The organism is Acinetobacter sp. AOR43_HL, assembly GCF_027854635.1.
Classification (GTDB): Bacteria; Pseudomonadota; Gammaproteobacteria; order Pseudomonadales; family Moraxellaceae; genus Acinetobacter; species Acinetobacter pittii.
The window spans coordinates 1-21325 of sequence record NZ_JAKTHX010000009.1 but is presented as its reverse complement, the minus strand read 5'-3'; the positions used below and the strand labels follow the sequence as shown (position 1 = coordinate 21325).

Below are 21325 nucleotides of genomic sequence, written 5' to 3'. Positions count from 1 at the left end.
TGAAACTTAAAAATGACTTAAATAAAAAATGATCTAATTCTGAAGCTTTAAAGCAATCTAATTCTTTTAATTTATATAAAAAAAGACGAGATTAGATTTAACCTCGTCTTTTGAGCTTTTAACTAAATATTGTTTTTAGAAACTATATTTAGCCATTAAACCAACACGGTTGTCTTTGTAATCATCACCAGCAAAGGTTTCGCGTTTACCATTAACATATTCAATACCTAAGTCAATTGGTTTAACTGGTGTATAAATGACGTTGAGCCATGCTTGCTGAACTTTTTCATTACCCGCAGTATATGCTTTAGCATAGTCTGTGCCATCATCAGCGAATTGAGCACCGTATGCTAAAGTAGCACGTAGGTTAGGTAAAATCTTATAAGTTCCACCCACTTGTACAGCTACAAATTCATTTTGCTCAATATTATCATTAACTAAAGTATAAGCAGAATTACTACCATATAAGTAGTTACTGTTACCTACAACATAAGAAGCATCAGCAAAGAGTTTTAAAGGATCTGCTACTTTAAAGTCAGTACCTGCAGCAACGCCCCACCCAGTCTGGTCATCGCCCTTTCCTGATTTGTAGTTTTCAACAAAAGCTCGAGCAGAAGCATTACCATTACCACCAGCATAACCTTGAGTAATTTTAGCTGTTAATACAGGTAATCTATATTTAACTGAGTCACCTGTTGCTGAACTATTACCTTCCTCAGCTGAAACAAATAATTGAGTCGCAGGAGCTAATTTATAGTTATAACGTACTTGTGGAATACGTGTTGTACCACCACCAATGTTCGTCGAAAAGTCGATCATTTCTGGTGCGTGGCTCGCCAAGAAGTTAGACGTTGTTTGACCAAATAGCCAGTTGTTATAAGTTAAATAAGCATGACGAATACGTACGTTTTCAGATTTGTTATTGTCACCACTTGCAAAGTCCAACTCAATTTTACCACCAACTTTGGCATTGCTTACAGGAGCAGTAAAATCTAAACCTAGACGAGTCGTTTTAGCAGTAGCACGCAATTTATCTTTTGCTTCACCATTAGACTTACTTACATCAGCGAAGTCACCATCCGCACCTTCGATAATATAGTTAGCATCGCCACGAACAAAACCATATAGATTCACATCAGCACCAGTTTTAGATTTTAATGATGCTAAAGGTGAAACTGGCGCAGCAGCTTGGGGTTGTGCCTTAACTTCTGCTAACTGCACTTGCTGTTGTTGCTGTACTTGCTGTTGTTGTTGCTGAACTTGACGTTGTTCTTGAATTAAAGCTTTTAACGCTTCAACTTCTTTACGAAGCTGTTGAATTTCCGCTTTGTCGAAAGTCGCAGCATGTGCCCCACTCATCATTAAAGCTGTAACTGTAAGAGCTAAACTTTTAATAACGAAAGATTTACGATTAAGGAATAGATCCATCAAAAACTCCTAAAAATATATTTTATGTTGCCTATCCATGCCAAGTTGATTTACGCCATTAAATTAGGGGCTAAAAAATCAACTCTCCTCCACATTGGTTACATTAATTTTATTACCGCAACCAAAACCAATTTCAACGTTGTGCAAGACTAAAACCTATAAACAAAGACATAAAAAACATACTTTGATTTACAGATTTTTACCTTAACTTCATGTTGTAACGAATCCTACACAACTCTCTTATCTTATAGAATGATTAAATCGTTATTTCATTATTCTTTTTTAGACTTTAGGCTAATAACCAATCTAATTGAACATTTTTCTGTCCATTTTGATTGATTCACATGATTTTTCTTGTTATCCAAATCCATTTTTTCTCCAGTTAGCTTCCATTTGCTACCCACACAAGATGGCACAATTAATTGAGCATTTAAATAGCTAAAAATATACATTTTTAAAAACATAGACAAAGGTATTAGATAAAGCTTAGATCACTGCTTGAGCAATATTAAAGTTCTTTATTTCATTTAGTTAACATTATTTTTCCTGTAGTTTCTCATGTTTCCAGAGGAAAATAGGCAGTAAACTGATCACTGCAATAATGACAATAGCTATCAAATAATGGAAATAACCGAGTACATCTCCAATCACACCGCTAAAACTATAAAGAAGACCGCTAACAGTCGCCATGACTGAAACCTGAAAGGTAAAATCTGTCCCCGCATATTCTTTTCGACTGTAATGCATGACTAGAGTCAACATAACCACCAATAGCATTGCCGAGAATGCATCTTCTAAAGCATTGACTGTATATATAACCCAGACATTCAGCTGAATTTTTTGTTCATAGGCATAGGCTAAATAAGCATAGGCTCCTAGACTCATAATTTTAAAAACTGAAAAGCCAATTAATGCTGTTGGTCTTGAAAAGTATTTAAGCACTCCTCCTGCTATTGCCGCCCCAGCAAGTGCTGCTACTGCACCGAGCATCGTGATGTAAACACCAATTTGAGTAAAACTTAATCCTATATCCACCATTAAAGGTTTAAGTAATGGCCCTGCTAAGCCGTCTGCTACTTTAAAAGTGATCAGTACCATTAACCAAGAGCGGAGCTCTTTATTTTGAGAGAAATATCTTAGGTAAGCTTTAATTTTTAGGACTAAATTTTGCTGATCAAGTTTGAGTTCGCGACTCGCATGAGAAGAATGTTGAGGCTCTTTAAATAACCAAACTGGTAGAGTGTTTAAAAATACTATGGTCGCTAATAGCAAAAAAGTGGGTTGCCATGTTAACCAGTCTAAGCACCAAAGTACGGCGCCTCCCCCAACAATAAAACCTAACCGCGAACCAATGACCTGAAATGTATTGCCCCAATGCTGCTGATCATGTTTTAACAAGTTGACTGCTAAAGCATCGGTAGCAATGTCTTGTGTTGCTCCAGTTAAGTTCATAAAAAGAAGGGAAATAAAAAATGCGAATAAATAAATAGGTTGATCTAAAGCTTGAACAGGGAAAAAAGACAAAATACACAGTACACCCACAGTCAAAAACTGAGTAGGTAGAATCCAACTACGATAATGTCCTAAACGGGAAAGTGCGTGTCGGTCGACCCATGGCGCCCAAAAAATCTTGATTGACCACGGTAACATTAATAAGCCAAAGCCACCAATATGGGCGAGTGAAACTCCTTCTGCTCTTAAAATCACGGGTAAAGCGTGGGTCATAAACCCAACAGGCAGTCCTTGTGCCCAATATAGAGAAAATAGCAGAAGATAAAGATTTTGCTGCCGCAACATAGAAACCTACTTTTTATTTGTTTAATGAGGAATAACATCAAATGTCATGTTGTTCTTACATTTTGCCAATGAAGCATATATTTCAAAAGATTAAGATAAAACTAGGACAAGTTAAAATTTAAAAAATATGGTTCAACATTTCCCTAATTTACCTGATTTAGTACCTCAACGCGGTACTGCTTTAAGCCGAGCGCTATTTAAAAAACTTTTTTTAGCGCAAGGTTGGACAATTGAAGGTGAAGTTCCTAATTTGCCAAAAGCAGTGGCGATTATTTCCCCCCATACTTCCAATATTGATGGATGGTATGGATTTCTTGCGATTTTCGGATTAGGTATCCAAATTACGGTGTTAGGTAAAGATGCTCTTTTTAAACCACCATTTAAACGAGCTTTAGATTGGGCTGGAGTTATTCCAGTTAAACGTGATACAGCCAATGGACTTACTGAGCAAGTCGTTGCAACCATTCAAAAATATGACAAGATCTGGATTGGTATGGCGCCCGAAGGCACCCGTAAAAAAGCAAAAAAAATGAAAAGTGGTTTTTACCATATCGCTGCAAAAGCTCATATTCCCATTGTCATGTTTTCTTTTGATTATGATCATAAGGCTATTCACTGCTTAGGTCACCTAAATCCAAGTGGCAACTACGATGAAGATCTCACCAAGATTTTTGAGCGTTATGAAGGAAAAATATCACCTAAAAATCGTAATTGGCTTGCTGAACCTTTACAAAATCTAGTGAAAAAAACCTAGCAAAAATTGAGCAAATCTGGTCTCATGAGCCCTCTTAATTTATCTCGACGTAGATTATTTTTAAAGATGAAAATTGCTCAATTTGCCAGTATTGGATTTATCTCTCTAGCACTATTTGGCTGTGATAAATTTAGCAAAACACCAACACCGACAACCTCAATGAAAGCCCGTGAACCTGTGATTGCACTTGCTTTAGGTGGCGGTGGAGCAAAAGGATTTTCACATATTGGTGTAATTAAGGTTTTAGAGTCTCACGGAATTAAACCTAAAATTGTCACGGGTACCAGTGCCGGTAGCTTTGTTGGAAGTATCTACGCAAGTGGACAAACGCCTTATCAATTGCAAAGTCTGGCTCTAAAGTTACAAGAGTCAGATATCCGCGATTTAACACTTAATCGTCAGGGTATTATTCTTGGACAAAAGTTACAGGACTACGTTAACCGTAATGTAGGCAATAAACCGATTGAGAAGTTTCCAATCCGTTTTGCTGCCGTGGCAACACGCCTTGATAATGGTCAAAAAGCTGACTTCATTAAAGGTAATGCAGGCCAAGCAGTACGTGCATCTTGTAGTATTCCAAATGTGTTTGTACCAGCGACAATTGGCAAGCAGAAATATGTCGATGGTGGATTGGTTAGCCCAATTCCTGTTAAAACAGCTCGTGACATGGGTGCAGATATTGTGATTGCTGTTGATATTTCCGCGCGTCCAGCAGGAAATCGCCCAGCCAATATGTGGGGACTACTGGATCAAACCATTAATATCATGGGTCAACAAAGTATTAATGAAGAGCTCAAGCAGGCCAATGTTGTCATTCAACCTAAAGTTGGTCATCTAGGTACTCTTGATCTCAAATCAAGTAATCAAGCAATTTTGGAAGGCGAAAAAGCAGCTCAAGCGCAAATACGCCAAGTTGAAACTGCAATTGCAAACTTCAAAAAATCTCCAGCTGCGTTTAAGCCTGCACCACGCCCTAAATTCTAATTGAGGTGGTTTTTTTCTATCCACACTCCCTATCATCTGCTACAGTGGTAAAAGTGATATTGAGTCACTTTTACCCATCATAAAGATATATAAAAGAGCAGATCTATGGAGTTTGTTATACAACCTTGGCACTGGTTTGTATTGGGTATCTTACTTATTCTTTCTGAACTGATTCTACCCGCCTTTGCCGCGCTTTGGTTTGGTATTGCCGCCATTATGGTGTGCTTTCTCTACTGGTTATTTCCAGATATTAGCCTCACAACGCAAATTGTATTGTGGATAGTTCTGTCAGTGCTATGCACCATTCTTTGGTTCAAATTTATTAAACCATTATCAATTGATAAAACTAAAGCGGGATTACCCCGTGAAGCGACTATTGGTCAAATTGGTATGGTGATTCAAACTGGTCTTGACCATGACCAAATTATCGTTCGTTTTCCAATGCCCATTTTAGGGGCGGATGAGTGGAACTGCCGAAGCACCACACCAGTCAAAGTCGGTGATCGTGTGAGAGTTATTGATATTTCGGGTAATGACTTAATTGTCCAGTCCCATGGTACTTCATAAACATTAAAGATAAAGAGAGGGTATTTTCATGCCAGTCGGTACTATTATTGTTTTAGCCTTTTTGGCTTTTGTGGCTGTCACCATTTTTAAAGGGGTTCGTATTGTTCCTCAGGGTTATAAGTGGATTGTTCAACGTTTAGGGAAATATCATTCTACCCTTAATCCCGGGCTTAATTTCGTGATTCCCTATGTTGATGAAGTGGCTTATAAAGTTACCACTAAAGATATTGTGTTAGATATCCCATCTCAAGAAGTGATTACGCGTGACAATGCTGTATTACTCATGAATGCTGTGGCATATATTAATTTAACCACACCAGAAAAAGCGGTTTATGGTATTGAAAACTATACATGGGCTATTCAAAACCTTGTACAAACTTCGTTACGTTCTATTGTCGGTGAAATGGATCTAGATGATGCTTTGTCTTCACGAGATCATATTAAAGCGAAGCTCAAAGCTGCGATTTCCGATGATATTTCAGATTGGGGGATCACTTTAAAAACTGTTGAAATTCAAGATATTCAACCCTCTTCTACCATGCAAGCTGCCATGGAAGCTCAAGCTGCGGCAGAACGTCAACGCCGTGCTACAGTAACGAGAGCTGATGGTGAAAAACAAGCTGCAATTTTAGAAGCTGATGGTCGCTTAGAAGCATCTCGCCGTGATGCAGAAGCACAAGTTGTTTTGGCTGAAGCTTCGCAAAAAGCCATTGAGATGGTGACAAGTGCAGTGGGTGATAAAGAAACGCCAGTTGCCTACCTATTAGGTGAACAGTATGTCAAAGCAATGCAAGATATGGCGAAATCAAGCAATGCTAAAACTGTGGTTTTACCAGCCGATGTTTTAAATACAATTCGCGGAATTATGGGAAAACATAATTAATTTAGTTACTTTAAATACGTAATTGAAATCAAAACGGCGACTACTATGTCGCCGTTTTTTATGTTTTATATTATTGATTTTTTAATCTTTTCTGATCTTTCAAAGGGAGTTTTTTTACAACCAAATCATAAGAGTCGCGAATTAAATCTTGAAGTAAATCTCTTGTTAAGTTCTTATGCGGTGTAATCGAAATCCAGTGCTTTTTATTCATGTGATATCCAGGAATAATAAATGAATAGAGCTCCTGATATTCCTGACTTTTATAGGGATCACATTTAACATTAACCATTTTGACGCCAGCTACTTCTGCGGTCAACATGAACATTTTCTCTAAAATTTTAAAAACTTCATAGTCTGGCCCAAATGGATGGGTCTGTTGACTAAAGGGAAGATTACGCGCGATTTCAATTGCTTTTTGATGGAGTTGTTCACCATTCATTCTTTTCTCCCTTATTCATTAAATATGAATAGAAGTTATGAATATTGATTTAATATTATTAATTGGTACGTGCTAAAAGGAATTGTGAAATATCTACTAATTCTTTCGCATCGTCACCAAAATGCGCTAAGGCTTCAAAAGCTTGATCATGCAATTCTTTAGCATAGACCTTTGCTTGTTCGAGCCCCATTAAGGCTGGATATGTCGATTTTTGTACTTGTTCATCCTTACCTGCGGTTTTACCCAAGGTTTCGGTACTCGAAGTAATATCGAGAATATCATCTAACACTTGAAAAGCTAGTCCAATTGTTTGTCCATATTGACGTAACTTTGGAATTGCTTGATCTGTTCCAGAGAAGATTGTCACTGCACCCATCATAATGGCTGCCTGAATGAGCGCACCCGTTTTATTACGATGGATATTTTCAAGTTCGTCTTGAGTAATTTGCTTGCCTTCAGCTTGCAAATCTAAAACCTGTCCAGAAACCATTTTGGAGCTAGCAGTTGCTAAAATCTGCATTTGTTTTAATACAATCGCAGCATCAGTACCCTGCCCTTGTTCATCAAACAAACGGCTACCTAAAACCTCAAAAGCCATTGATTGTAAAATGTCACCAGCAAGCAAAGCAGTATCTTCACCAAACGCAACATGACAAGTCGGCTGACCACGACGCAGTAAATCATTGTCCATACAGGGCAAGTCATCGTGCGCTAGTGAGTAGCAATGAATTAACTCTACAGCAACCGCCGCACGACGAGCCGCAGCAAAATTCGGATTTGGCTGTAAAGAGGCAGTGGCATAACATAAAGCTGGACGCACACGTTTTCCACCAAGCATGACTGCATGGTGTACTGCACTTTTTAAAGGTTCTGGAATTGAAAATGCGGCCAGTGTCGTCAATAAATCTTGTTGAATACGTTGTTGAGCTTGTTTTAAAACATCCGCATTAACTTGAGAGAGTGATGACACAGTCGCCTCGATAAAATCAGTAGAGAAATTTTATTGAATGTCTTGAAGCATTCATGCGCTACATCATACACGATTCACTGTGAAAAGTGCGTGATGAGTTTTCGAAGGCCTATGTAAAAAGCCTCTACAAAATGGAGAGGCTTTTACATTCTTAAGTGACTTTTAGAAACTGTCACCCGGAACGCGTACCCAACCTTCCATTAACACACGCGCACTACGACTCATAATCGCCTTTTTAACAACCCACTGGCCATTAGTAAGTTCTGCTTGAGCACCAACACGTAATGTCCCAGATGGATGACCAAAGCGTACTGCTTCACGCTCACCACCGCCAGCTGCTAAATTTACCAATGTGCCCGGAATGGCAGCAGCCGTGCCAATCGCCACCGCTGCTGTTCCCATCATTGCATGGTGAAGTTTGCCCATCGACAAAGCTCGAACGAGTAAGTCGACATCGTTCTCTGAAACGTTTTTACCGCTTGAAGCTGTGTAATTTTTTGGTTTAGAGACAAAAGCAATTTTTGGTGTGTGCTGACGCGCAGCCGCTTCTGAAATATCTTTAATCAAACCCATTTGTACCGCACCATAGGCACGAATTTTTTCAAAACGTGCTAGTGCAGTTGCATCACTATTAATATGATCTTGTAATTCTGTACCTTGGTAACCCAAATCTTCTGCATTTAAGAAAATGGTTGGAATTCCGGCATTAATAAAAGTCGCTTGGAAACGACCAATATCAGGAACATCTAACTCATCAACGATATTTCCTGTCGGGAACATATCACCGCCTTCTTCTCCATCATCGGCTGGGTCTAAGAACTCAATTTGAACTTCAGCGGCAGGAAACGTCACCCCATCCAGTTCAAAGTCTCCAGTTTCTTGAACCTGTCCATTAGTAATAGGCACATGCGCAATAATCGTTTTTTGAATATTTTTTTGCCAGATTCGAACCGTGCATAGGCCATTTTCTGGAATACGATCTGCATCAACCAAACCGTTTGAAATCGCAAAAGAACCAACAGCAGCAGTCAAATTACCGCAGTTACCACTCCAATCTACAAAAGCTTGATCAATTGAAACCTGACCAAACAAATAATCAACATCATGATCTGGTTGCGTACTTTTAGCGAGAATAACTGTTTTGCTGGTACTCGAAGTAGCTCCGCCCATCCCATCAATTTGTTTTCCATAAGGATCTGGACTACCAATTACACGTAGTAACAGCTGATCTCTTGCTTGACCTGCAACTTGAGCTCTTTCCGGCAAATCATCAAGTTTAAAAAAGACACCTTTACTCGTTCCACCACGCATATAAGTTGCTGGAATTTTAATTTGCGGTACTGAGCTCATATCAACTGTTATCCTTACTATTATGTTCTTCTATATCAAAACAAGCATTCTTGTTTACCCTTCTCTGCATCTTAAATTGTTTTAAGGCCAAGAGATAGCGATCTGCTTTATACATCAATCGTATTGACGCGAGCATATTTTGTGAATTTAACAATGCTCTTGCAATGACTTAATCTAAGCAAAATCTAAGAAAAAAAGTCTATCTGAAATTATATTTTTTAGAGTACTTTTCACTCGAAATAGAAATATTAAAAGCAAGATTATGATTTTAAATAGTTTTTATAATTACTTTTCAGTCACTGCTTATTAATTTGTAGTCTAGGCTAAAATAACTCCATCTATTAGAATAATTTACTTATTCATAGTGAGTGAAGACCTTTGACCAACGAATCTTCTACACTTCAACGAGGACTAAAAAATCGACATATCCAATTAATTGCTATGGGTGGAGCAATTGGTACCGGATTATTTTTAGGCTCGGCACAAGTGATTCAATCTGCGGGACCATCCATTATTTTAGGATATGCCATTGGTGGCTTAATTGCTTTTTTAATTATGCGCCACCTGGGAGAAATGATTGTTGAAGAACCTGTTGCAGGATCGTTCAGCCATTTTGCGTATAAATACTGGGGGAAATTTCCCGGATTTTTAACTGGATGGAATTATTGGATACTCTACGTTCTGGTTGCGATGAGCGAACTCACCGCAGTGGCCAAATATATTAATTATTGGTGGCCTCATATTCCAGCGTGGACGTCTGTCTTATTTTTCTTTGTCGTGATTACGGCAATTAACCTAACAAACGTCAAATTTTATGGTGAGTCCGAATTCTGGCTCGCTATTATTAAAGTTGCTGCGGTCATCTCTATGATTGTTTTTGGGCTTTATTTACTATTTACAGCAGATGTAGGCTCAAATATTTCATTTAGTAACCTTTGGTCTCATGGTGGATTTTTTCCAAATGGCTTTAGCGGCCTCTTCTATATGTTGGCTTTCTTGATGTTCGCCTTTGGTGGCATTGAACTGATTGGTATGGCCGCAGCAGAAGCAAAAGATCCGAAAAAAACGATTCCAAAAGCAATTAACCAAGTCGTTTTCCGTATCTTGATTTTCTATATCGGTTCATTGGCAATTTTACTTTCATTAGTGCCATGGAACCAATTAGATCTTGGCGGTCTCGACAAAAGTCCATTTGTTATGATTTTTAGCCAAATGGGAATTGGTTGGGCTGCACACTTACTGAACTTTATTATTTTAACTGCTGCTTTATCTGTTTATAACAGTGGGATGTTTGCAAATAGTCGTATGCTATACAGCCTCGCTCAACAAGGTAATGCACCAAAAGTTTTTGCAAAAACCAATAAACAGGGTGTTCCTATTCCCGCTGTTCTGCTTTCTGCTTTATTAATCTTTGGTTGCGTTCTTTTAAATTACTTTGTACCTGAAGATGCCCTTGGACATCTCATGTATGTTGTAGTTGGTGCACTTGTTCTAAACTGGGCAATGATATCAATTACACATTTGAAGTATAGACGCTTTGTTAAGCACGCGAATATTAAGACATCTTTTCCAGCACTATGGTCACCTTTTAGTAATTACTTAGTTTTAGCCTTTATTGCTGTGGTTCTCTATATTATGTGGACTCAAGGCTTCAAAGAGTCAGTAATGATGATCCCTATTTGGATTACGGCAATGCTTGTACTTTTTGACTATTTAAATCCTAAAAAACTAGATTCCATTGAGAATCCTGAAGAATAAATAAATCTAAAAAGCCATTGTCTAGACAATGGCTTTTTTTATTCATCATTAGAAAATTACGCGTTGTAAGTATTAAAATTTCATCGACAATAAAATTAGAAGTTATGCATATTTATACTGACGAGAACAGTAAGCTCGTTCAACCTCTGGTGAACGTAATTGCTGATGCTTAGTTTTACGCCCTGCCATACGTTTACGCCAAAGTTTAAAACTATTGGTTTTTAGGTTGTATCTCATTAAACGAATAACTTCGCTTTCGCTTAAGCCATACTCTCGCTCAATCGCTTCAAATGGAGTGCGATCTTCCCATGCCATTTCAATAATTCTAGATAAGTCCTGTTCATCAATTTTTTTCATGCTCTGCCCTTTTGAATTATAGGTAGCTAAATCTGTTTTTTAACAAACAACTTTTCGGAAATAGTTTCGTCTACTCAATTGCTTGCCTTGAATCTTTTCGTGTTTTACTTCAGATCATAGAAAGATCAACATGAATTTTTTGTGATTTTTTAGCTTTATAAACTCTATTTTTTTATAAAGCATAACCGAGTATGCAACTGTTGAAACGTAAAGCTTTATTTTTATTAGCCACTATGGCAGAGGTTTTAATACTTAAAATGTAAAAAAGCCATTGCCTTCGCAATAGCTTTTTTGTTTATAATCATAAAATTATGCGCCCTTAGCTTAACTGGATAGAGCAGTTGCCTCCTAAGCGACCGACGTGGGTTCGAGTCCCGCAGGGCGCACATAGAAACCATAATTAAATCAATAACTTTATATTTTTAATTGTTCTTTTGACAGGTTTTTGACAGGTTTTGCCGTTTTAAAGGTCAATCTTGACAGGAAGCTCCCAACGGCGTCTATTAAATGTCACGGTTCCATCAATGTTTATTAGTAATTGATTGCCGTTGTAGTCGAAAACCTTTAAAACTTTACCGCCTTTGTTTACCTCAGCAAGCAAATTACACGAATGCTCAAGCTTTCCAACTTCTGTGACCATAATCATTAATTGCTGCATGAAAAACCTCGAGAGAATACAGTTGAGAATAATTTTGCTCAAAATGTGCAATTATCCAGATTATTGAGCAAATAATTGCACACTAAAAAGTCATTACTCAAGAGTCTTCACAAGCGCACCGTGTCTTGCTTTGCAGTCATTATATTTTGCAACCGTATCAATTGACCAGATCATTAAATCTTTGCCAGTTGTACCCTCAATTTCATTTAAATTAGGGCACGGCTGGATGAGATTAGCTGGTATTACCGGCTTTAATGAGTTCATTGAGTTGCTGCACCCCAGCATCGTCAATACAGCTAGACTTATAAATAGGACGCTCCACGATCTTTTGCACTTCACGTGTAACTGTTTCGACTTTAGTGCTTTGCTCTGCTTTGACTTTTTCATAGTCTGCGCTCACTTTATTGATCTGATTTTGCTTTTCGGCAAGAGCTTTCAAATTCTTGCGCTCAATCTCTTGGATCTGCGATTGACACTTTTGTTCAGCTTCTTTTAGCTGACCCGTTTTGTAATTGAGTACGGCCAAAGATATGGCCAATAAAAAAGCGAGAAACACAATAATGATTTCTCGCCAATATTTAGCAGCAAATACAATCCACATCACTGCGCTCCTATACATTTTGCGTGTCGTTCAAGCTGTCTAGTCCAGACGCCATAGCATCCATTTTTACGAATAGAGCAATCGCGCTTTGCAACGTACTTATATTTAAGTAATGAGTCGCAAGCCGCTTTATATTGACCAGCTTTCAAGTGTTTAAGCATTGATGATTTTGCGAATGTTGGTACCCCGTACTGATATGAAAAATCCAAGTAAAGGTCATATTCAGTTTGTGATAATTTCACGCCCTTCAATGAATCTTTAAATGCTACTTCACGTTTTGCGACATCATTACGCAACCATTTATCTGCAGTCGCGCGTGTAATTGGTGGATCTGTCATTTTTACTGGTGAGCCATCGGGTTTAAATGTAGAACCATGGCCCTGTGTTGGCCGATCCCCTTTAACGGGAATTACTGGCTTTGATGTAAACCCTTCATCGTTTTTTACGCCCACAAAAAAAGCAGCCGAAGCTGCTAAGACTGCTGCAATATATTTAGTCTTGTTTGACATTACAGTCACCTTTATTTTCCAAGCTTTCTAAATAGGCTTTAAGTGCAATTTCATCGCGCTTATTTTTCTTTCTGGCGTAGTACCAGTTCATTAAAAAACCAGCTAAACCAATGATGATACTGACCCAAAATGCTAAATCGATTGACCCGATCCACGCCGAAACTGCTCCTGCCACACTTCCCCCGTATGTTGCACCCTTACTGGCCGCCAAAGCGGTCGATGTATCTATAATTTGCTGATTGTCTGCCATGCAGCCCCCTAATTTCGGCAATAAAAAAGCACCCAATTTAGGGTGCTTCATAACTATTGGATGAGTTAATCTCTTAAAACTAACTCATCATTTTTAACTAAATACTTATTTGCTGATACTTGATGATCCACTTCTAAAAACTGTTGCCCCTCTTCAAGATGAATTGTTTCAGCTAGAAACTGAGGGCATTCAATTAAATTTTGTATTTCACCAGTTTCAACCTCATAAACTGCAAAATATGCCATTACTTCCTCATCGTCATTGCATGAATATAGCGTTGAGACACATTCATGGAACCACCAGCAACAACTCTCAATTGCAATTTGAATGTCCCCGCTATTCCTGTTGAATCGTGTCTTGAAATATTAATTGTTCCAGCACTACGCGAGTTACCAGTCACTAAAATGTTATGTCTATGTTCACCACCATCAGACATAGTCACGTTGCCACTTAAACTAACAGTATGGCTGTGTGACCCACCACTGTTTGTGTTTCCATTTGCGCTGAATGAGTGACTGTGAAATGTACCTCCTGCATTTGTCGAGCCAGTCGTACCATTCACATTGTAGCTATGACTATGCGAACCATCTTGCCCGGTATTACCCGAAACACTAACAGCAGAACCATTATGATTGTGCATGCCATTTGCATCGGTAATAGATGCCACTGAAGTGTGTTCAATGAAGTGAACTTCCAGATCCTCAAAAACAACCTGATCATTTTTGAGAACACGACAATAAACTTGCTGTTTCGGACTGTAGCCAGTAAAACTAAAGACGGCGCCAAAAGTTAAAACTGTATGCCCCATATCTGACGGTACATTTAACGTCTGAATAGTCACATATTCAGTATCAACACCCACTGAAATTTCAGCAAATGCAGAAACTGGAACAGTTACGGCATTATCAGCAATCTTCAAAGTATCAACTGCAAGATCAGCAATTTTACCTCTTGTCACTGCAAGATTATCAATTTGAGCACTTCCAACTGCTAAATCTGCAATCTTACCGCGCTCCACCGCCAAGTCTTTAATATGAGACGTATCAACGGATTGATAATCCATAAATGCAGCTTTCAGATAAGCAGCAGGTGGAAAAACCGTTCCAGTTAATGGATCGGTAAATGATGTGGTACGGAAAATAAATGGATAAGATACGGCTCCATTACTGCCATTACCGATAGCAATAGAATCAAAGTTAAAAATGAACTGTGACTCTACGCCATCATTGGCACCACCCCAGCCTGCAATTTTGTCATTCACATCAAGCTTAATGAACTTTTGTGCATATAGCCCATTGACTGATTTAGTGACCTCTTGAACAGCAGCTTTATTACCATTCAAATCAGTTTGAATTGTATCTGTACGAATTGCTTGTGCTAAATCACTTTCAATACGCGCTGACTGTTCAGACCAGACACCCGCATAGCCTCCCTCATTACCAATTAACTCAGATTCCGAGCCGATTAAAGGCGGGTTAATTTGAGCATAGACACCATCAAGTCTGATCGTTTGGGCATTAACTTTGTCATCAACATCCTTAATATCCGCCTTAACTTGCGTCAATTGTCCCGTTGAAACTTTATCGTCAAGCTCAAGATTAATTAAATCAATTGCTTCAGCATTTGCAGCTGACTGATCAACTGCTACCTGTGCAGATTGGCGTACAGTTGCAAGAGCGCTATCATTACTTGCGATATAGTTATCTATTTTTTGAACAGTTACTTTATCACCCTCAATTCGTGCTTGAACTTCTTGCTGTGCATAAGCCTGTAAGTTATTTAACTCAACTGCCGTTGTATCAATACGTTTGCTTAGTGCAAGATCACCTTCGATCATCGCTGATTGAACAGACCATGTACCAGCAAAGCCCTGATCATTTCCGATTAAATCAGACTCAGAGCCAATTAACGGAGGGTTAAGCTGTGCATACACACCGTCCGTTTTTTCAGCAACAAGCGAAAGGTCATTAGCAACAACCCGAATACTTTCTTGAGCAGCTGCAATACCCTCTTCGCTTGACTGTTTAACCGTATTTACAACCTCAAGAACACTTTCATCACCATCAATAATTTGCTGTGATAAACCATCTTTGGCTTGTTGAATTGCATTTTGGCGATCAACGACCTCCTGCGCTATTTGATCTTTCGTATTTTGAATATCTTGCTTAATTGGGCCAATTTCAGCGTCAATAGTCTCAATATGATCGATCTTAGTTTGTAAATCCTGACTTAACTCTGTTTCAGAAATTTTACCTTCCAGAATGTCTAAAATATCTGAGGCATCAGCCGATGTTGTTGCACTAGTCCAGTTTGACCACGGCCCAATATTTCCGATTCTATCAATCAAACGGCCACGATAGAATTGAGTTAAGTTAGGTTGTAAACCTTGCAAAGTATGTGTTGTCGTTGGGTAAGCGAATAAGCCCAATTGAGCAATGTTACTTGTGCCATCTGGCGATACTTGAATCTCGGTATAAGCCGTATCAAGTGCACCAGTTGCAGGAAAGCCCCAATTTAAGCGCATACCAAACAAAATACCTGTTGCTTGGATGAACGCTAAAGCAGGTGGTAATCCTTGCTTACCATTAAGCTTAGTGACAACTGAATAAGTCGGTAAAGATGAAATATCCGAAGCATTAACCGCTGTAACTTTTGCTTGATAGTTACCAGCATAAATACCCGGCACCTCAATTGAATTATTGCCGGTAGCTGGCAGCTTAATCCAGCTGCCATCATCTTTCCGCCATTCAACCTGATACTTAACCGCACCTTTGGCTTGTGTCCAAGACACAACCATAGTGGCAACATTAATACCTTGATCTACCCGATCCTCGCTTGTAATAACAATATTTGAAACTGGTTCTTGAATATTGGGATTAACAATTGAAATTGGTACATCGATGTAATGAGCGCCATGATCGATTGCATCAAACTTTTTCGGATTGTATTCAAGCGCTGTAATAGTAAATTGATGTGAATCACTTTGAACTACTGACAAAACCCTAAATTTAAGCGTTGCCAAATCTTGAGCATCAATAACCCATACGTTTTGAGGTGCAATTTCATCAAAAGCTACAGAAACAGTTATGACGCGGCCTGTAATTGCTTGGACAATACGAGTTTGAGCTTTCCCGTTTTCTCCATTAATGATGAGTCTATCACCCGCTACTGCGACCACATCATCACGATCAAGTGTGATGCTTTTTCTGTCTGCTGAAATTGCAGAAATGCGACCACCGTTTGCTCTTCCAGCAAAAATAGGATCCGCAAATTCAATCACTTTACCTGGCAAAGGAATATGGCCGTCTAATCCAACTTTAAAAGTCACAGTACGTGTTTCAAGTTGTTCAGACTTTAAAGCCCACAGGCCTGCTCGTTGTGCTTGCCCACGCGATGTACAGCCCCAAGCATCAAGCTCGAGTAAGCGCACCTGTTTCATTTCAGAAATAGCTTTTTCATCACGCACAAATTCATATTCAGTCTTATAGTGATTGGCTGGGTTATCCCAAGCTACTTTTACTGCATTATGTCTATCACGGGCGCGTGTACCATTATGATCCGGCTCCCCGATAATATTGGCACGCGTATAAGTGAAATAGGTATCTTGTGGAATATCAGCATCACAAACAATGCTATCCCCATCCCAATAAGTAATAGCTCGAAAAACACCAGCTAATTTTGTAAGAATGCTATAAGCATCTTCAGCGCTCTGAAGATAAATGTTACATGTGAAACGTGGTTCTTGACCGCCCAACCCGTCTGGTACCAACTCATCACAATATTGGGCTAAACGGTATAAAGACCATTTATCAAGCATTCCATCTGTAATTCGCTCACCAATTCCATAGCGCTTAGATGTGCAAAGATCGTAATAAATCCAAGCTGGGTTATTCGAATAAGCTCGTTTAAAAGTACCATCCCACATGCCAACATATTCGCGAGTCTCGGGGTTGTAATTTGTCGGTACCTTAATTTTTACGCCTTTCAAATCAACCGCTAGTTTTGCGACTGACCCACCAAAGGTTTCTGCATCATATTGCAATGAAACTAATGCTGTATTTGGATAGCGTAATTTCGCGTCTATTACTTCAGTAACAGCCTTAACATACATTTTGTCGCTGATATATTCAGAAGTTGAATTTGGCGTAATTCGGCGAACACGAACGAGCCAGCCAATATCAGCTTTTGGAAGGTCAATACGGTGCGGACGCTCATAGTTATCAGATGTTTTATCTGAAATTTTTGCTCTTAATACTTCTGACCATGCACCGCCATCAGTTTGCAAATCCACAGCGTACTCAATTGTATAGCCAGTAACATCACCCGTTGTTGGGTCTTGGTTGCGTAGTGGCCCCCAACGTAATCGTAATCTAACCGCATCAAGATCAAGGTTATTAAAAGAACGTACCCACGGTGTAGATGATTTAAGCTCCACGTCAATCGGGATTTCATTTTCAACTGCCGGGAAGCCTTCAATATATTCTTGATCGTTTGTTCCGGATCTAAAATTAACAATAACGTTTTCAAAGTTTTTGTTGCCGTTTTCATCTTGCAACGGAGTATCTGCAAGCAAAATTGATTGGTAGCCATTTGCTAATCCCTCAACTTCGCCCTCAGCCAGACCAATCAACTCTTTTATATAAGTTTTAGATTGTGCGGAGTCTGGTGCAACTACTGGTTGTCTTGGTTGCTGGCTTCCCTTTTTTGCGCCTTTTACCATCGCTGTCATATCAAATCCCACGCAATAAAAAAGGCGCTTAAAAGCGCCTAAAATCTAATAAAATTTACATCTGATCTTCTGGATATTGACCAGCACTTAAAACAAATCCGCCAACTTCGCGGCGGCCATAAAGAATGGGTACCGGATAACCTTGAGCTGCAGTAGTAACTGCACTGCCAAAACCAAAGTTTGCCCGGTTCCCGTCTTGGTTTTGATTTTGATTAGTTTGGGCTTTCGGCATGAGCATTGATGCAACACCTCCCATAGCCATGCCTGCACCAGCGCCAATTAATGCAACACCGTAAGCTGAAGACGTACCGCCAGTCATCACACCTGCAACAATCAGAACTACTCCAAGAACTAATTGTAAGACTCCACTATTACCACCAGCTCCCATTACACGCGGGACAATGTGAATAATGTCGGCTTCAGTAGACATATCAAGCTGCTCTTCACCGATATTGTCACCAGTGATTAAGCGCTTTGTTTCATGATCGTAAATTGCTGGGCGCTTCTTGCCACGCTTATTGCCTGAACCTTTGCCTTTAAGAAAAATTGCAAAAGCCAACCCTTGCTCATGGGCATGTGTCATGAAGTGTTCAAAGCCAGCGATTTGAACTGATAAAGCACGCATGGCTTCACGCGTATTTGCGACATCGAGCTTAAATTCACGACCAAACTTTTGGCCCAAGATGCCGTACAACTTAATTGTTTTTAACATCTCTATGCCTCAAGATTTTTACCGTGCGATCTTTCCACTGTTGGCCATAAATTTCGCGTACTGACTTTCTGTTATACGGATGATGCAGAATTAAGCTTGAACCTATGCATTGCTCAGTTTGCTCCGATTTAAACTGTCCATTATCACCCAGCCAAACAACCGCATGATTAGGATGCTCGGTACGCCCAACACGACAAACAAGCATATCGCCATACTGCGGTGTATCAACTTCATAGAAGCCCGCTTTTTCATAATTCTCAAGGTAAAGTGATGGATGGTCTTTATCTTCCCACCATGCATCCTCCCGCTTAAAATCCATAAGCTCTATACCTAATTCACGACTATAAAAATCACGTACAAGCGCATAGCAATCTTGCCAGCCATGAAAATAATTACGCCCCACTAAAGGGGCGCGATAACCGAAAGGCTCGTAGACTTGAAAATCAAGATCTGGATATGAACAAATCACCCACGGTTTTTTGTGCAGTTCAATTTGTATCAAATCAAGCTCAGATGCTTTTGTAGTTCCATCTGGATGAGAGTGCACATAAGCTAAGATTTCGCCTTGATCTTCAGCACTTGCCAAGTCTTCGGGATGAATTTCAAACTGATCAGATTGTTCAGCGATATTACGACAAGGAATATATTGCTTTTCGACAATCACACCACAGCATTCATGCGGGTAACGTGCATCAGCATGGGCCATGATTGCTTTTTTAATTTTTGCTGTCAGTTTCATAAGACCTCACAACATGCTTGAAGCTGGGAATCCGCCAAAAGGTAAAGGCTTGTTTTTACTAAATCGACATTCACAACCAGACAATCTGTACGAGCAACGATCTAAAGCAGGGTTGTCGGTTGGCTCATCTTTCTCAGTAAACATTGCAGCTCCGGTGTAACCACACTCTTCCCCGCGATATTCCCAACTACAATAAGAAGTAATTTGGCGGACTGGAATTTTCAAACCTTCAAAATCAATCGGGTTTGAAAGCTCAAAAGTAACCTGCTGGGCATTTTCCGATGTCTTTTGCTCTATAAACCAAGTTTGTTCTTTAGACTCGTTCGATGCCGTTGGGTTACCAGAAGTGAAGTTTTCAGCATCTAGATATTTAGCCAAAGTAGTAATAACTTTCAGCTTTGCACCTGCAAAATCTTTAAATTGCAGACAATAAGCAGAAACAGCATGTTGAATGCCGTTAATGTTGTTTGCCATTGTTAAAGTTGGCGCTGAAGCTTTACCAGTTGAACTAAGTTCAAGTCCCGAAACTTCCAAAGCCATTGGCTCAAAAACTTGACCTTGCCAGATAATATTTCGGTTCCATACTTTCTGATCACCAGTGTCAAAAATCTTTCCAATGCTTCCTGAATCTGCACCCATCAACCCTTCGGAACCTATTGATGTGTAGATTTTTTCCCAATCTTGAAAAGCTATATGCCCGTGGAAACGTAAAATGCCAGCACCTAAGCTGCTGGCATCTAGTTCATACAAATGGATTAACCCATCTACATACAGCTTCTGGAAATCACTATTCAGACTCATGAATTACCTCGTCATAAATAGGATTTCCGTCTTTGTCCATAACTTGAACATCGTCAAAAACAGGATTTCCCTCGCTATCTACTGCTTGCACCCATTCGAATACTGGTTCACCATTTTCATTAATTACAGGCTGTTTTGTGAGAGTTGCCATTCCTGAAGAGTCGGTGACTAGATAAGTTTCTTTTTTCTGGAATGGTTTACCATCCACCATTACAACCTTACCGTCATCATCAATAAGTTCAGTTAAACGGGTCATGAAGGTAGGCTGCATTGAATATTTGATTTGCTGGACCAAACGCGGTTGTTTTTCAGTGCGTGGAATTTTTCTGACGATTGTCTTTTTAATACTGTTTAAACGGATATCGATCCAGCGCGGCTCACCGTTTGCATTGTTTGGAATATCGATTGGTGCATCAAGATTAGCAACAATGTCACCATCTTCATTTAGCTTTTTCTTGAAAGTTTTAATTTCAAGATCACCATTCTCTAAAGTTTGATATTCAACAGCGCAAATCTTGTTGCCATGTGTGTCAGTCGGAATTTCAATCCACCAGCCTTCTTTAGCGAATCCAGAAGAACCTTTAACTAAATAATGACCAATACCCAACTTCTCAAATGAAAGTGGTTGTTCGGCTGCTTCATCGTTAGGTTCGATTTTATCTGCAAACAATTTAACAACGGGTGATGCTGACTTAATGAAACCATTTGCATCCACAGTTGTATTTTTTGATGACAAGATTTTACGCCACGGCTGAAACGTATTTACATTCCAGTTTACAGACCTGACATAAAAATCGGAGTTATGCGTTATGCTTAATTGCGCACAAGCATCAGTTGAGTCGTTAAGATCTAAATTAATAATTGCCTGAGAACTATTGTCAGGATAGTCTCCAGCACTTGAAACATTATCACCATTATTTTGCCAATAAAAGGCATTACCATTTCCCCTCAATGTTGATAATTTTTGACTACCTAATCGAATTGACTTTCCAACTCCAAAAGCGCCAACCTCCATCACATTGCCTGTAGCTGTACCAAC

At 39.3% G+C, this 21325-nt stretch carries 22 protein-coding genes and 1 tRNA gene; 6 read left to right on the top strand and 17 right to left on the bottom strand.

Going from position 1 to position 21325, the window contains the following annotated elements; translation table 11 throughout:
- Window positions 1-135: 135 nt before the first annotated feature.
- The 3 genes from MKL33_RS05430 to MKL33_RS05420 all read right to left on the bottom strand — a co-directional run bounded on the left by MKL33_RS05430 (window position 136) and on the right by MKL33_RS05420 (window position 3225).
- Window positions 136-1428: a DcaP family trimeric outer membrane transporter gene (locus MKL33_RS05430; RefSeq protein ID WP_270906627.1), complete on the bottom strand. Its 1293-nt coding sequence runs from the start codon at window positions 1426-1428 to the stop codon at window positions 136-138.
- Window positions 1429-1700: 272 nt separating this feature from the next.
- Window positions 1701-1892 carry a hypothetical protein gene (locus MKL33_RS05425; RefSeq protein ID WP_025469749.1) on the bottom strand — a complete coding sequence of 64 codons (192 nt, stop codon included), beginning with the start codon at window positions 1890-1892 and terminating at the stop codon, window positions 1701-1703.
- A gap of 73 nt (window positions 1893-1965) precedes the next feature.
- On the bottom strand, window positions 1966-3225 hold the full coding sequence (locus tag MKL33_RS05420) for an MFS transporter (RefSeq protein WP_270906626.1): 1260 nt from the start codon (window positions 3223-3225) through the stop codon (window positions 1966-1968).
- Window positions 3226-3352: 127 nt separating this feature from the next.
- On the opposite strand from MKL33_RS05420, the gene MKL33_RS05415 reads away from it, so the two are divergent.
- The 4 genes from MKL33_RS05415 (at window position 3353) to MKL33_RS05400 (ending at window position 6413) form a co-directional block, all read left to right on the top strand.
- A complete protein-coding gene (locus MKL33_RS05415) occupies window positions 3353-3979 on the top strand; it encodes a lysophospholipid acyltransferase family protein (protein WP_270906625.1) in 627 nt (208 codons plus the stop codon).
- 66 nt (window positions 3980-4045) lie between these two features.
- On the top strand, window positions 4046-4963 hold the full coding sequence (locus MKL33_RS05410) for a patatin-like phospholipase family protein (protein WP_014207516.1): 918 nt from the start codon (window positions 4046-4048) through the stop codon (window positions 4961-4963).
- Between the two features lie 105 nt (window positions 4964-5068).
- Window positions 5069-5530, top strand: coding sequence for an NfeD family protein (locus MKL33_RS05405; protein ID WP_016143172.1), 462 nt, complete (start codon window positions 5069-5071; stop codon window positions 5528-5530).
- Between the two features lie 28 nt (window positions 5531-5558).
- The gene (locus MKL33_RS05400; protein ID WP_002116544.1) at window positions 5559-6413 is read left to right on the top strand and encodes an SPFH domain-containing protein; all 855 of its coding nucleotides are present in this window, start codon (window positions 5559-5561) and stop codon (window positions 6411-6413) included.
- Between the two features lie 70 nt (window positions 6414-6483).
- On the opposite strand, the gene MKL33_RS05395 is transcribed toward MKL33_RS05400, so the two are convergent.
- From MKL33_RS05395 to prpF, 3 genes are all read right to left on the bottom strand, one after another.
- Entirely contained in the window at window positions 6484-6852 is a 369-nt protein-coding gene (locus MKL33_RS05395) for an MmcQ/YjbR family DNA-binding protein (RefSeq protein WP_199992930.1), read from the bottom strand.
- A gap of 58 nt (window positions 6853-6910) precedes the next feature.
- The gene (locus MKL33_RS05390) at window positions 6911-7822 is read right to left on the bottom strand and encodes a polyprenyl synthetase family protein (RefSeq protein ID WP_032006512.1); all 912 of its coding nucleotides are present in this window, start codon (window positions 7820-7822) and stop codon (window positions 6911-6913) included.
- A 162-nt stretch (window positions 7823-7984) separates the two neighbouring features.
- Window positions 7985-9172: a 2-methylaconitate cis-trans isomerase PrpF gene (gene prpF, locus MKL33_RS05385; protein WP_270906624.1), complete on the bottom strand. Its 1188-nt coding sequence runs from the start codon at window positions 9170-9172 to the stop codon at window positions 7985-7987.
- A gap of 378 nt (window positions 9173-9550) precedes the next feature.
- On the opposite strand from prpF, the gene MKL33_RS05380 reads away from it, so the two are divergent.
- Window positions 9551-10930 carry an amino acid permease gene (locus MKL33_RS05380; RefSeq protein ID WP_031946772.1) on the top strand — a complete coding sequence of 460 codons (1380 nt, stop codon included), beginning with the start codon at window positions 9551-9553 and terminating at the stop codon, window positions 10928-10930.
- Between the two features lie 102 nt (window positions 10931-11032).
- Here the strand turns inward: MKL33_RS05380 and MKL33_RS05375 are convergent, their stop codons facing one another.
- Window positions 11033-11287, bottom strand: coding sequence for a TIGR03643 family protein (locus MKL33_RS05375; protein WP_002116175.1), 255 nt, complete (start codon window positions 11285-11287; stop codon window positions 11033-11035).
- A 313-nt stretch (window positions 11288-11600) separates the two neighbouring features.
- Here MKL33_RS05375 and MKL33_RS05370 point away from each other — a divergent pair.
- Window positions 11601-11673 (top strand) — tRNA-Arg (locus MKL33_RS05370).
- Between the two features lie 77 nt (window positions 11674-11750).
- Here the strand turns inward: MKL33_RS05370 and MKL33_RS05365 are convergent.
- From MKL33_RS05365 to MKL33_RS05320, 10 genes are all read right to left on the bottom strand, one after another.
- Window positions 11751-11945 carry a hypothetical protein gene (locus MKL33_RS05365; protein WP_270906623.1) on the bottom strand — a complete coding sequence of 65 codons (195 nt, stop codon included), beginning with the start codon at window positions 11943-11945 and terminating at the stop codon, window positions 11751-11753.
- 232 nt (window positions 11946-12177) lie between these two features.
- Entirely contained in the window at window positions 12178-12546 is a 369-nt protein-coding gene (locus MKL33_RS05360) for a hypothetical protein (protein WP_114204960.1), read from the bottom strand.
- Window positions 12546-13055, bottom strand: coding sequence for a lysozyme (locus MKL33_RS05355; RefSeq protein WP_000066823.1), 510 nt, complete (start codon window positions 13053-13055; stop codon window positions 12546-12548). The genes MKL33_RS05360 and MKL33_RS05355 overlap by 1 nt, the downstream gene beginning before the upstream one ends.
- Window positions 13039-13305, bottom strand: a complete 267-nt coding sequence (locus MKL33_RS05350) for a holin (protein ID WP_000774828.1) — start codon at window positions 13303-13305, stop codon at window positions 13039-13041. The genes MKL33_RS05355 and MKL33_RS05350 overlap by 17 nt, the downstream gene beginning before the upstream one ends.
- A gap of 65 nt (window positions 13306-13370) precedes the next feature.
- The gene (locus MKL33_RS05345) at window positions 13371-13550 is read right to left on the bottom strand and encodes a hypothetical protein (protein ID WP_049594711.1); all 180 of its coding nucleotides are present in this window, start codon (window positions 13548-13550) and stop codon (window positions 13371-13373) included.
- Window positions 13550-18034, bottom strand: coding sequence for a TipJ family phage tail tip protein (gpJ, locus tag MKL33_RS05340; protein ID WP_270906622.1), 4485 nt, complete (start codon window positions 18032-18034; stop codon window positions 13550-13552). Before gpJ ends, MKL33_RS05345 begins: the two co-directional genes overlap by 1 nt.
- Before the next feature lie 55 nt (window positions 18035-18089).
- Entirely contained in the window at window positions 18090-18746 is a 657-nt protein-coding gene (locus tag MKL33_RS05335; protein ID WP_034116990.1) for a tail assembly protein, read from the bottom strand.
- The gene (locus MKL33_RS05330) at window positions 18730-19485 is read right to left on the bottom strand and encodes a C40 family peptidase (protein ID WP_038808719.1); all 756 of its coding nucleotides are present in this window, start codon (window positions 19483-19485) and stop codon (window positions 18730-18732) included. Before MKL33_RS05330 ends, MKL33_RS05335 begins: the two co-directional genes overlap by 17 nt.
- Before the next feature lie 6 nt (window positions 19486-19491).
- Window positions 19492-20286 (bottom strand): phage minor tail protein L, encoded by a 795-nt coding sequence (locus tag MKL33_RS05325; RefSeq protein ID WP_270906621.1) that lies wholly within the window; start codon window positions 20284-20286, stop codon window positions 19492-19494.
- Window positions 20273-21325, bottom strand: a 1053-nt coding sequence (locus MKL33_RS05320; RefSeq protein WP_270906620.1) for a pyocin knob domain-containing protein, incomplete at its 5' end; no start/stop codon positions are given. The genes MKL33_RS05325 and MKL33_RS05320, both read right to left, overlap by 14 nt.